Consider the following 12,129-nt stretch of genomic DNA (forward strand, 5'->3'; position numbering starts at 1 on the left):
GGCGTCACGAACAACCCTGTCAGTTTGCCTTGTTCCGGCCGGTTGCGTCAGCCGTGCGAGACGCCGATCACAGGGCTCGGCCGGCGGTCCACAAGGCCCTCACACGGTCTTCGCACACCGGTTGCCCGGGAACGATAGCTGACGGGTCGTCAGATCAGCGCTACCGTGAGCGGCATGGAGACCACACAGTTCCCGCTGATCATCTCCGTCGACGACCACACCGTGGAGCCTCCCGGCGTGTGGCAGGACCGTTTGCCACGCAGGTACCGGGACGCGGGGCCCCGGATCGTGCGCGCGCCGCTGAAGGAGATGACCTTCCTGGGCGGGCGGTTCAAGCCCGTCATGGGCGATCCCGGCAGCACGGACGGCCCGGTCGGCGACTGGTGGGTGTACGAGGACCTGCACCGCCCGCTCACCCGCCTCGACACCGCCGTCGGGTGTGCCAGGGACGAGGTCAGGCTCGAGGTCATCACCTACGAGCAGATGCGGGCCGGGTCGTACGACGTGCCGGCCCGCCTCGCCGACATGGACGTCAACCACGTGCAGTCCGCCGTCTGCTTCCCGACCTTCCCCCGCTTCTGCGGCCAGACGTTCACCGAGGCGGCCGACAAGGACCTCGCCCTGCTCTGCGTCCGCGCCTACAACGACTGGATGGTGGAGGAGTGGTGCGGGCCCCAGGCGCACGGCCGGCTCGTACCGCTCACGCTCATCCCCCTGTGGGACCCCGGGCTGGCGGCACAGGAGGTGCGGCGCAACGCCGAGCGCGGCGTCCGGGCCGTCGCCTTCTCCGAGATACCCCCGCACCTCGGGCTGCCGTCCGTGCACACCGACGACTGGGACCCGTTCCTCGCGGCCTGCGACGAGACCGGCACGGTCGTCGCCATGCACATCGGCTCCAGCAGCCGCATGCCGTCCACCTCCGCCGACGCCCCGCCCGCCGTCGGCTCCACCATCACCTTCGCCAACTGCTGCTTCTCGATGGTGGACTGGCTGATGAGCGGCAAGTTCGAGCGCTTCCCCCGCCTCAAGGTCATGTACGCGGAGGGGCAGATCGGCTGGATCCCGTACATCCTCGAGCGCGCGGACGTCGTCTGGGAGGAGAACCGGGGCTGGGGCGGGGTCGCCGACAAGGTCAGCCGGCCGCCGTCCGAGCTGTTCGCCGAGCACGTCTACGGCTGCTTCTTCGACGACGCCTTCGGGCTCAGGAACCTCGACTCCATCGGCGTCGGCAACGTCCTGTACGAGACCGACTACCCGCACTCCGACTCCACCTGGCCCAAGTCCCGGGAGGTCGGCGAGGCCCAGATGGGGCACCTGCCGGCCGACGTGGTCGAGCGGATCGTCCGCGGCAACGCCGTCGAGCTGCTGGGGCTGACGAAGGACGGGCTGTGGCCCGGGGGCGGCGCCGGTTGACGATCTGGAAACACCCGCCGTCTTCCAGGGCAACCCTGCCACCACCAGGGGAGTCGTACCGGGCGACGGCGGGAGGATCTTGACTCCTGCGTCGGGCAAGTGCTTCCACTGCAGGAGTTGGGTTCCACATGAGCAAGCGCAGGTTTCGTTCCCGCCTCGGACTCGTGGCCGCCGTGGCCGTCGCCGGAGCCGTCGTCGGCCCGGTGAGCGCGCACGCGGCAGGTACGGCGAGTGCCGGGGCGCAGAGCGTGCGTGCCGACTTCAACGGCGACGGGTACACGGACCTCGCCGTCGCCGCCCCCTGGGCCACGGTCGGCGGGTACGCCCGTGCGGGGTACGTGAGCGTCGTGTACGGCTCCTCGAAGGGGCTGGACACCACGCACCGGCAGCTCATCAGCCAGGACACGGCCGGCATACCCGGCGCCGCCGAGACCGGCGACTGGTTCGGCTGGGGCCTGTCCCTCGGCGACCTGGACGGCGACGGGTGCACGGACCTGGTCGTCGGCGCCCCGAGCGAGGACGTCGGGTCCGTGCAGGAGGCGGGCACCCTGACCGTCGTCTGGGGCGGGAAGGCGGGGCTGTCCGGCGGCAAGGTCGTGGCGACCGGCGCCATGCTCGACCAGGTCAAGCCCCGGCACGCCACCGTCGGCGACTTCAACGGCGACGGCCGGCTCGACGTGGCCACGGACAACCATCTGCTGACCGGTCCGTTCACCCGCACCTCCGGTGCCGCGGCCTCCGCGGACATCGCCTTCGACCCCGGCTACGAAGACGCCGGCTTCATCATCGACGACGTCGCCGCCGGGGACGTCGACCACGACGGCATCACCGACCTCGTCGGGCTCATCCACACCTACGACGAGGAGGGGCCGGGCATCGGCTACCGCGTCGCCTACCTCCACGGCACCCGGCAGGGGCTGAGCGCCCCGGTCGCCCTGAAGCAGACCGACGGAACCAACGTGCCCGGCGGCTCCAGCCTCGGCATCGGCGACGTGGACAAGGACGGGTACGCCGACCTCCTCATCGGGCGCCCTGTCGACGGCCACGGTGAGGACTCCCGCGACCCGGCGCTCCTCGGCGGGCAGGTCGGCGTGGTGTACGGCTCGGCGAGCGGGCCCGACGCCTCCCGTACGACGGTGATCAACCAGGACACGGCGGGTGTGCCCGGAGTGTCCGAGTACGGCGACGATTTCGGCCTGGGCATCTCCGTCGGGGACGTCAACGGCGACGGGTACGCGGACGTCGCCGTCGGCTCCCCGGGTGAGGCCGTGGGCACGGTCGCCTCGGCGGGCGGCGTGGCCGTGCTGCGCGGCGGAGCCTCCGGCCTCACCGGCAGCGGCGCCGCGTCCTTCACCCAGGACACCACGGGTGTGCCCGGTACCGCCGAGAAGGGCGACCTCTTCGGCGGGCACACCGCGCTTGCCGACACCAACCACGACGGCCGCGCCGAGCTGTACGTCGCCGCGCACGGCGAGAACACCTATGACGGCGCCGTCTGGGGCTTCCGCTCCACCAGCAGCGGCCCGACCGCCTCCGGCTCGGTCTCCTTCGGGCCCGCCACCCTCCGCGCGCCCGTCACCGACGCCCACTTCGGCGAAGGCTTCGCTCGCTGACACACCCCATGGGCCTCGCCCGAGCAACAGCCCCGGCGGACATGTTCCGCCGGGGCTGCCCCTTGTCTGACGAGGCGTCAGCCATGACGATGTGCGAGTCATGTCAGACCTGACGGACCGTCAGTCAGACAGGGGGTCGTCGTGCCCGTTTCGCCCGAGAAGCGCCTCCAGGAACGCCTCGCCTACGGCATCCAGCTCCCCGTGCAGTCCCAGAGCACCATCTACGCCGAGCCCTGGGAAGCCTCCGCCGGCCCCGCGGACCTGGTCGAGATCGCCCGTACCGCCGACCGCGCGGGGTTCGACTACGTCGCCTGCTGCGACCACGTCGCCATCCCGCGCCGGCTCGCACCGACGATGAGCACGGTCTGGTACGACCCCGTCGCCACCCTCGCCCATCTCGCCGCCGTCACGGAGCGGGTGCGGCTGCTCAGCCATGTGGCCGTCGTCGGGCTCCGGCATCCGCTGCTCACCGCCAAGCAGTACGCCACCGTGGACCACCTGTCCGGCGGGCGGCTGGTCCTCGGCGTCGGGGCCGGGCACGTGCGGGAGGAGTTCGAGGTCCTGGGCGTGGACTTCGAACGGCGCGGGCCCGTGCTGGACGAGGCGGTCGACGCGCTGCGGGCCGCCCTCGGGCCCGAGGAGTTCCCGGAGCACCACGGGAAGTTCTACGACTTCGCCGGCCTGGGCCAGCGGCCCCGGCCGGCCCAGCGGCACGTGCCCCTCTGGGTCGGCGGGTCCTCGCCCGCCGCCGTGCGCCGGGCCGCACTCAAGGGCGACGGCTGGCTGCCGCAGGGGGACCCGCGGGAACGGCTGCCGGCGCAGATCGCCCGGATCCGGCGGCTGCGCGAGGAGGCCGGTCTCGACGGGGCGTACACCGTCGGTGCCATCACCGAGCCGCTGTACGTCGGCCGGGCCGGCTGGGACGTCGGGCGGCGCACGATCACCGGGGCGCCGGAAGGGATCGCCGAGTCGCTGCGGGCGTACCGGGCGCTGGGCGTGGACCAGATCCAGGTGCGGTTCCGCAGCCGGAGCCGGGCCGAACTCATCGAGCAGATCGGCTTGTTCGGGGCGGAGGTCGCACCCCGGCTGGACTGAGGAGGCGGTATGGGCAAGCTGGACGGGCGGGTCGTCCTGGTCACCGGGGCGGCGCGCGGGCAGGGTGAGCAGGAGGCGCGGCTCTTCCGGGCGGAGGGCGCGCAGGTGGCCGTCGCCGACGTGCTGGACGAGCAGGGGGAGGCGCTCGCGAAGGAGATCGGGGCGCTGTACGTCCATCTCGACGTGGGCACCGAGGACGGATGGCGAGGGGCCGTCGGGACCGTCAAGCAGACGTACGGGCGCATCGACGGGCTGGTCAACAATGCGGGCATCCTCCGCTTCAACGCCCTCGTGGACACCCCGCTGGAGGAGTTCATGCAGGTCGTGCAGGTCAACCAGGTCGGCTGCTTCCTGGGTATGAAGACCGTGGCGCCGGAGCTGGCGGACGGCGGGACGATCGTCAACACCGCCTCCTACACGGCGCTCACCGGAATGGCGGCCGTGGGCACGTACACGGCCACCAAGCACGCGGTGCTCGGGCTGACCCGGGTGGCCGCGCTGGAGCTGGCGGGCCGGCGGATACGGGTCAACGCCATCTGCCCGGGCGCCATCGACACGGCGATGTCCAACCCGGCCCGGCTGGACCCGGACGCCGATCCGGTGGAGACGGGCCGGGCCCTGGACGAGCTGTACCGCAAGCTCGTGCCGCTCGGCCGGGTCGGGCAGCCGGAGGAGGTCGCCCGGCTGGCCCTCTTCCTGACCTCGGACGACTCCTCGTACATCACCGGGCAGCCGTTCGTGATCGACGGCGGGTGGCTGGCCGGGGTCAGCGTTATCTGACGACTCGTCAGCTATTGACGGTCGCGACGGCCGGTGCCACAGTCGGCCAACAAACCGATCTGACGATGCGTCAGAAAACTTGGGACGGTGAACCGCCGTGGAATTCGGGCTCTTTGTACAGGGATACGTGGGCAAGCGCGCCGAGACCGACCCGCTGGCCGAGCACAAGGCGCTGATGGAGGAGACCGAGTACGTCATCCAGGCGGACACGTCCGGCTTCAAGTACGCCTGGGCCTCCGAGCACCACTTCCTGGAGGAGTACTCGCACCTCTCCGCCAACGACGTCTTCCTCGGCTACCTCGCCCACGCGACCGAGCGGATCCATCTGGGCTCCGGGATCTTCAACCCGCTCGCGCAGGTCAACCACCCGGTCAAGGTCGCCGAGAAGGTCGCCATGCTCGACCACCTCAGCGAGGGCCGCTTCGAGTTCGGCAGCGGGCGCGGGGCCGGATCGCACGAGATCCTCGGCTTCCTGCCCGGCATCACCGACATGAATCACACGAAGGAGATCTGGGAGGAGACCATCGCCGAGTTCCCGAAGATGTGGCTCCAGGACGAGTACGCGGGCTTCCAGGGCAAGCACTGGCAGCTGCCGCCGCGCAAGGTCCTGCCGAAGCCGTACGGGAAGTCGCACCCGGCGATGTGGTACGCGGCCGGCTCCCCGCCGTCGTACGCCATGGCCGCGAAGAAGGGGCTCGGCGTGCTCGGCTTCAGCATCCAGAAGGTCTCCGACATGGAGTGGGTGCTGGAGCAGTACAAGACGGCGGTCGTGAACGCGGAGCCGGTCGGCGACTTCGTCAACGACAACGTGATGGTCACGACCACGGCCATCTGCGCCCCGACCCACGCCGAGGCCATCGACATCGCGGTGCACGGCGGGCTGCACTACCTGCCCTCGCTGGTCTTCCGGTACCACGACACCTTCCCCCGGCCGGAGGGGTTCCCGGTGTGGCCGGAGACGCTGCCCGAGTACACGCCCGAGTTCGTGGAGCTGCTCATCGAGGAGGAGCTGCTGATCTGCGGCGACCCGGACGAGGTGCTGCGGCAGTGCAAGCGGTGGGAGCAGGCCGGTGCGGACCAGCTGAGCTTCGGGCTGCCGGTGGGGGTGCCGAAGGAGGAGACGCTGCAGACGATCCGGCTGATCGGGGAGCACGTGATCCCGAAGATCGACACGGATCCGGTGCACCGGACGTCCCGGTTCCGGGCGGCTGTGTAAGCGCCGTTGCGGGGTGCGGGCCGTCTGCGGCCGGCCGCGCACTTCCCCGCGCCCCTCTTCTCAACACCGCAGTCGAAAAGGGAGCCCCATGCTTGATCACGTCATCAGGGGTGCGACCGTCGTGGACGGTACCGGCGCCCCCGCCCGCACCGCCGACGTGGGCATACGCGACGGCCGTATCGCCGTTGTCGGCGAGGTCGCCGAAGACGCCCGTACGGCCGAGGACGCGCACGGTCTCGTCCTCGCCCCCGGCTTCGTCGACCCCCACACCCACTACGACGCCCAGCTCTTCTGGGACCCCTACGCCACCCCCTCCCTCAACCACGGCGTCACCACCGTCGCCGCCGGGAACTGCGGGTTCACGCTCGCGCCGCTCAACCCGGCCCGCCCCGAGGACGCCGACTACACGCGCCGCATGATGTCCAAGGTCGAGGGCATGTCCCTGGTCGCGCTGGAGGAGGGGGCGCCCTGGTCCTGGCACTCCTTCGGGGAGTATCTGGACGCCCTGGAAGGGCGGATCGCCGTCAACGCCGGGTTCATGGTGGGGCACTGTGCGCTGCGGCGGTACGTGATGGGGCCGGCGGCCGTCGGGGGGCAGCCGAGCGAGGCGCAGCTCGGGGAGATGCTGCGGCTGTTCCACGAGGCCATGGCGGCCGGGGCCTGGGGGCTGTCCACCACCCAGTCCGGCACCCACTCCGACGGGGACGGGCAGCCCGTGGCCTCCCGGCATGCGCGGCCCGCGGAACTGCTGGCCCTCGCGAAGGCCGTGGGTGAGCACGAGGGCACCCAGATCGAGGCCATCGTCGCCGGCTGCCTGGACCAGTTCAGCGACGACGAGATCGACCTCCTCGTGGAGCTGAGCGCGGTCGCCGGACGGCCCCTGAACTGGAACGTCCTGACCATCGACGCGGCCGTTCCGGAGCGCGTGCCCCGGCAGCTCAGCGCGAGCGAGCGGGCCAGGAAGGCCGGCGGGCGGGTGGTGGCCCTCACCATGCCGATCCTCACGCCGATGAACATGTCGCTGGGCACCTTCTGCGCGCTCAACCTGATCCCCGGCTGGGGCGAGATCCTGGGGCTTCCGGTTCCCGAGCGGATCGCCCGGCTGCGGGACCCCGGCGTCCGGGCCGAGATGCTGCGGCGCGCCGAGTCCAGGGAGGCGGGGGTCTTCCGGCGGCTGGCGGACTTCGGGCGGTACGTCATCGGCGACACCTACAGCGAGGCCAACCGCGGGCTGACCGGCCGGGTCGTACGGGACATCGCGCGGGAGCGGGGCCAGGACCCCTTCGGCTGCCTGGTGGAGATCTGCGCCGACGACGAACTGCGTACGGTCCTGTGGCCGATGCCGAGCGACAACGACCCCGCCTCCTGGGCGCTGCGCGCCGAGACCTGGCAGCACGAGGACGTGCTGCTCGGCGGCTCGGACGCGGGCGCCCACCTGGACCGGATGTGCGGGGCGCCGTACACCACCCGGTTCCTCGGGGACTGTCTGCGCGGCCGGAAGCTGGTCGGTCTCGAACAGGCGGTACGGATGCTGACCGGCGACCCGGCGCGGTTGTTCGGGCTGCGTGAGCGCGGGCAGGTGCGGGAGGGCTGGCACGCGGATCTCGTTCTCTTCGACCCGGAGCGGATCGACGCGGGCCGGGCCCGTCTGGTGCACGACCTGCCGGGCGACAGCCCCCGGCTGGACTCGCGGGCGCTCGGGGTGCGGGCCGTGTGGGTCAACGGTGTCGAGGCGATCCGGGACGACGTGGTGACCGGGGCCGTACCGGGCCGGGTGCTGCGGTCCGGCCGGGACACGCGGACGGTGAGCACCCGGTGAGCGAGGGACAGCGGCTGTTCGTCGGCGGGGAGTGGGTGGAGCCGGGCGGCGGACACCACCCGGTGACCGACCCGGCCACCGAGGAGACCGTCGGCTGGGCCCCACAGGCCTCGCCGGAGCAGGCGCGGGCGGCCTGCGCCGCGGCCCGGGAGGCGTTCGGGGCGTGGTCGCGGACCCGGCCCGGGGAACGGGCGGAGCTGCTGGGGCGGGCCGCCGGGATCATCCGGGACCGGCTGGTGCCCTACGCCGACCTGGCCTGCGCCGAGACCGGGGCGACCCTCGCGACCGCCCGCGCGATGCAGGTCGGGGTGGCCGCCGCCCGCTTCCGCCGGTACGCGAGCGTGGAGCCCGCCGAGTGGGCCGTCGCCCCGCAGATCAACGAAGCCGGGCCGATGGGGAAGGCCGGGGTGATGGGGGCGCTCGCCGTACGGCAGCCCGTCGGGGTCGTCACCTGCATCACCTCGTACAACAACCCGTGGGCCAACCCCGCAGGGAAGATCGCCCCGGCCCTGGCCATGGGCAACACGGTGGTGGTGAAACCCGCGCCGCAGGACCCGCTGTCCGTGTACCGGATGGCCGAGGCCCTGGCGGACGCCGGGGTGCCGCCGGGCGTGGTGAACGTGGTCTCCGGGCGGGACGTCTCGGTGGGCGAGGCCGTGGTGGCGTCCGACGACGTCGACATGGTGAGCTTCACCGGGTCCACGGCCGTCGGGCAGCGCATCGCCGAGGTGTGCGGGCGGGACATGAAACGCCAGCTGATGGAGCTGGGCGGCAAGGGGGCCGCGCTCGTCCTGGACGACGCCGACCTCGCCTCGGCCGTCGCCGGCATCGGCACCACCTTCTCCTTCTACAGCGGCCAGATCTGCACGGCACCGACCCGGGTGCTGGCGCAGCGTGGCGTGTACGAGCCCCTGGTCGAGCAACTCGCCGCCTACGCGGCCAGGCTGAAGGTGGGGGACCCGCGGGAGCCGGACACGGTCGTCGGGCCGCTGATCTCCGCCGAGCACCGGACGCGCGTGGAGTCGTACGTCGAACTCGGCCGCAAGGAAGGGGCCACCGTGGTGGCGGGCGGGGAACGGCCGCCGGCGGAGACCGGGTTCTACGTCGCCCCCACCCTGCTCGCCGACTGCACCAACGACATGCGGGTGGCCCGGGAGGAGATCTTCGGACCCGTGGTGGTGGTGATCCCCTTCGACGACGAGGACGAAGGCGTGGCCCTCGCCAACGACTCCGACTACGGGCTCATCGACTACGTCTGGTCCGGTGACGTGGCCCGCGCCTTCCGGGTGGCGCGGCGGCTGCGGGCCGGCGGCGTCGGCATCAACACGGTCGGCCGCAACATGGAGGCCCCGTTCGGCGGGTTCAAGAAGAGCGGGGTCGGCCGGGACGTGGGCGTGTACGCCCTGCACGCCTACAGCGAGGTCCAGGCCCTCGTCTGGCCGGGCTGAGTCCGCCGCCGTGAGCGGACCGCTGACCCCGGGCACCGGCCGCGCGGGGTCACTGGGTGAAGAGCGACGCCGGGTGCCGGGGATCCGCCGAGCAGGTGTACAGGCCCGCGTGACCGCCCCGGCCGACCATCATGCCGGTCGGTTCGCGGGCCGCGTTCTCCTGCTCGGTGCGCGGCTCCAGGTGGCGTTCCTCGAGGGGCCGGAAGCGGTGCGGCATGCCGTCGGGACCGAAGGGGCCAGGCTCGTACTCGCACGTGTCGCACTGCAGGAACAGTTCCAGCGGCGCCCCGCACGCACCGCAGTCGAGCCGCCGGGGCATGTCCGTGACGCCCCAGCCCATGCTGCCGCCCAGCTTCCAGCCGGGGATCACCGAGACGTCGTCGGGCAGCTCCCGTTCGTCCAGCCAGGCCTCGAACCGCTCCGCCAGGCCCGCCGGCAGTTCCTCGTGCCACGGGTATTCGGTCAGCCGCTCCGGGTGCAGCACACACGCGCGCGGGACCATGTCCCTGTCGTAGGCCCAGTGTTCTTCCGGATCCGGCTGCCGGGTGAGCGGATCGGTCACGTCGGCGGCCCGGCGCCAGACCAGCCGGCAGCCCTGGCCCCAGCCCTCCGGGTGCGGCTGGTCGTGCCAGTCGGGGCACCACAGCAGCTGGACGAGGTCGGTGCCCGCCGGGAACCGGATCCCGGGGAAGTCCACCGCCGTGAACTGGGCCACCGCGACCAGCGGGTACGGCCCTTTCGGGCGGCCGTTGACGTCTTTGTGCCCGGTGCACTCCGGCCAGGGCTCGGCCGCCGGCCACCACAGCGGACCCCCGATGTGGCTGTCGCGCGGACCGGGTGTGCCGCGCCGCGGATGCAGCCGGACGGTGGTGCGGGCGTGGGGTGCCAGCTCCGGGAAGTCGACGGCCGGGTCGACGGCGGAGGGTGCGGTGGTGAGGGTCACGCGCGCAGTGTCGCAGACCCGCCGGGCCGGCCCCTCAGTCCGTCAGGTCCACCCGGACCGTCAGCAGGTCCGTGCCGAACGCGCGTACGGCCGCGCTGTTGAAGCGGGGCAGGGCGCGCAGCCGGGCCAGGGCGTCGTCGTCGGGGAGCAGGTGGGCGGTGCCGTGGTGCCAGCGGCCGGCGATGCGGACGCGTACCTCGGGACGGGCCTGGATGTTGCGTACGTACTGTGACCTGAGGCCGAACTCCGACACCAGCCAGAAGGAGTCCCCGACCCGGCGCCCGCCGACCGGGGTCTGCCGGGGCAGGCCGGACTTGCGGCCGGTGGTCTCCAGCAGGGTCTGGAACGGCAGCCGCCGGTTGAGCGGGTTGGCGAGGTGCCGCTGGAAGCGGGTCACGATGCGGTGTTTGCGGTCGGCGCGGCCTGACATGTCTCCGGTTCTCCTGCTCTCCCGCGGCACGGACTGCGCGCTGCGGGGATGCTGTGGCGGCCCGTGCGGGGTGTGCGACGCGTCCACGGTCGTGTGCGGACGCGTGCAGCCTCCCGCGCCTCCGTGATGTCGGCAACGGGGGGCCGGGACGGTGGTCAGCGGGTCACCTGCGCGGCCTTCGCCTGGACGTGGGCGACGTAGCGGACGGTGAAGACCATCGGCAGGACGAAGCCGGCGACCTGGATCAGGGTGGCGGGCGTCGAGTGGCCCTGTCCGGCGTGGGCGACCAGGGCGAGGGCACCGGCCGTCAGGGCGAACGCGGCGGTCCATACACCGGTGATGATCACGTTGGTCCGGACGAACGGCTTGAGGGACCAGACTTCGCGCGGGGTGGTGCGCTTGGCGATCCCCAGGGTGAACGGCCGGCCGACCGCGAGCGAGAGGCCGGCGATGACGGCGAGGGTGCCGGAGGAGAGGGCGGCGGAGTAGTCGTGCACGCCCGAGTGCGGATCGGCGAAGGCGACGGCCGCGAGGACGGCGAAGAAGACGGCGGAGCCCGTCTCGATGACGAGGGCGTCGAACCCGGAGCCCGACCGCTTCTCCCGGGCGATGAGTACGGCGGAGACCGCCAGGGCGGCCAGGGCGCCCCACTGCCAGTCCCCCGAGGGGAAGACGGCGAAGACGATCCACGGCAGGAAGGTGCGCAGGTACGACATGGGATCCCCCGATCGGTCCGGTCCACAGGATGGTTCCTGTTTCGACATGTCAAAACTAGAAGGTCAACCCTCGACATGTCAATACTGGAAGGTAAGGTGGTGGTATGAGCCTCAGACACGCACTGCTCGGCCTGCTGTCGGAGCGTCCGGCCAGCGGCTACGACCTGCTGAAGACGTTCGACACGTCGCTGGTCAACGTCTGGCCGGCGACCCAGAGCCAGATCTACACCGAGCTGACCAAGCTGGCGGGCTCCGGGCTGATCACCGTGGCCGCCGAGGGCCCCCGCGGCCGCAAGGAGTACGCCCTCACCGACGCGGGCATGGCCGAACTGCGCCAGTGGCTGACCGAGACCCGGCCGCAGCGCAACACCCGCAGCGACATCCTGCTGCGGGTCTTCTTCCTCGGCGTGCTCGAACCCGCCCAGGCACGCGCCTACTTGACCGGCCTGATCGAGATGTCCCGTACGGAACACGAGCAGTTGCGGCAGCTCGCCGACTCCATCGACTGGGACGACGACAACCTCTCGGTCCACGGCCGGATCACCCTCGAGTACGGCCTGCGCTTCAACGCGATGCGGCAGGAGTGGGCCGAGTGGGCCGTGGAGCAGATCGGGTAGCGGCCGGGCGGCGCGAGGCGCCGGATCACACGGGGTCGG

The 12,129-nt window shown here is 72.0% G+C and carries 11 protein-coding genes; 8 read left to right on the forward strand and 3 right to left on the reverse strand.

Annotation, left to right across the window (positions count from 1 at the left end; translation table 11 throughout):
* Nucleotides 1-174 precede the first annotated feature (174 nt).
* The 7 genes from ACZ4SF_RS19070 (at nt 175) to ACZ4SF_RS19100 (ending at nt 9,384) form a co-directional block, all read left to right on the forward strand.
* Entirely contained in the window at nt 175-1,413 is a 1,239-nt protein-coding gene (locus ACZ4SF_RS19070) for an amidohydrolase family protein (protein WP_468385498.1), read from the forward strand.
* 128 nt (nt 1,414-1,541) lie between these two features.
* Nucleotides 1,542-3,026, forward strand: coding sequence for a VCBS repeat-containing protein (locus ACZ4SF_RS19075; RefSeq protein WP_468385500.1), 1,485 nt, complete (start codon nt 1,542-1,544; stop codon nt 3,024-3,026).
* A 141-nt stretch (nt 3,027-3,167) separates the two neighbouring features.
* The gene (locus ACZ4SF_RS19080; protein WP_468385502.1) at nt 3,168-4,121 is read left to right on the forward strand and encodes an LLM class F420-dependent oxidoreductase; all 954 of its coding nucleotides are present in this window, start codon (nt 3,168-3,170) and stop codon (nt 4,119-4,121) included.
* 9 nt (nt 4,122-4,130) lie between these two features.
* Nucleotides 4,131-4,901 (forward strand): SDR family NAD(P)-dependent oxidoreductase, encoded by a 771-nt coding sequence (locus tag ACZ4SF_RS19085; protein ID WP_468385505.1) that lies wholly within the window; start codon nt 4,131-4,133, stop codon nt 4,899-4,901.
* A gap of 97 nt (nt 4,902-4,998) precedes the next feature.
* Nucleotides 4,999-6,117, forward strand: a complete 1,119-nt coding sequence (locus tag ACZ4SF_RS19090) for an LLM class flavin-dependent oxidoreductase (RefSeq protein ID WP_468385508.1) — start codon at nt 4,999-5,001, stop codon at nt 6,115-6,117.
* A 13-nt stretch (nt 6,118-6,130) separates the two neighbouring features.
* A complete protein-coding gene (locus tag ACZ4SF_RS19095) occupies nt 6,131-7,936 on the forward strand; it encodes an N-acyl-D-amino-acid deacylase family protein (RefSeq protein ID WP_468385510.1) in 1,806 nt (601 codons plus the stop codon).
* Complete coding sequence (locus ACZ4SF_RS19100; protein ID WP_468385512.1) at nt 7,933-9,384, forward strand: aldehyde dehydrogenase family protein; 1,452 nt, start codon at nt 7,933-7,935, stop codon at nt 9,382-9,384. The genes ACZ4SF_RS19095 and ACZ4SF_RS19100 overlap by 4 nt, the downstream gene beginning before the upstream one ends.
* Before the next feature lie 49 nt (nt 9,385-9,433).
* Here ACZ4SF_RS19100 and ACZ4SF_RS19105 read toward each other — a convergent pair whose 3' ends face one another.
* The 3 genes from ACZ4SF_RS19105 to ACZ4SF_RS19115 all read right to left on the reverse strand — a co-directional run bounded on the left by ACZ4SF_RS19105 (nt 9,434) and on the right by ACZ4SF_RS19115 (nt 11,473).
* Nucleotides 9,434-10,327 carry a YwqG family protein gene (locus tag ACZ4SF_RS19105; RefSeq protein ID WP_468385515.1) on the reverse strand — a complete coding sequence of 298 codons (894 nt, stop codon included), beginning with the start codon at nt 10,325-10,327 and terminating at the stop codon, nt 9,434-9,436.
* A gap of 34 nt (nt 10,328-10,361) precedes the next feature.
* Nucleotides 10,362-10,757: a nitroreductase family deazaflavin-dependent oxidoreductase gene (locus tag ACZ4SF_RS19110; protein ID WP_468385518.1), complete on the reverse strand. Its 396-nt coding sequence runs from the start codon at nt 10,755-10,757 to the stop codon at nt 10,362-10,364.
* 155 nt (nt 10,758-10,912) lie between these two features.
* The gene (locus tag ACZ4SF_RS19115) at nt 10,913-11,473 is read right to left on the reverse strand and encodes a hypothetical protein (RefSeq protein ID WP_468385521.1); all 561 of its coding nucleotides are present in this window, start codon (nt 11,471-11,473) and stop codon (nt 10,913-10,915) included.
* 104 nt (nt 11,474-11,577) lie between these two features.
* On the opposite strand from ACZ4SF_RS19115, the gene ACZ4SF_RS19120 reads away from it, so the two are divergent.
* Nucleotides 11,578-12,090 carry a PadR family transcriptional regulator gene (locus ACZ4SF_RS19120; RefSeq protein WP_468385523.1) on the forward strand — a complete coding sequence of 171 codons (513 nt, stop codon included), beginning with the start codon at nt 11,578-11,580 and terminating at the stop codon, nt 12,088-12,090.
* Nucleotides 12,091-12,129 lie beyond the last annotated feature (39 nt).

The sequence above is a fragment of the Streptomyces sp. NPDC027663 genome, from assembly GCF_055566415.1.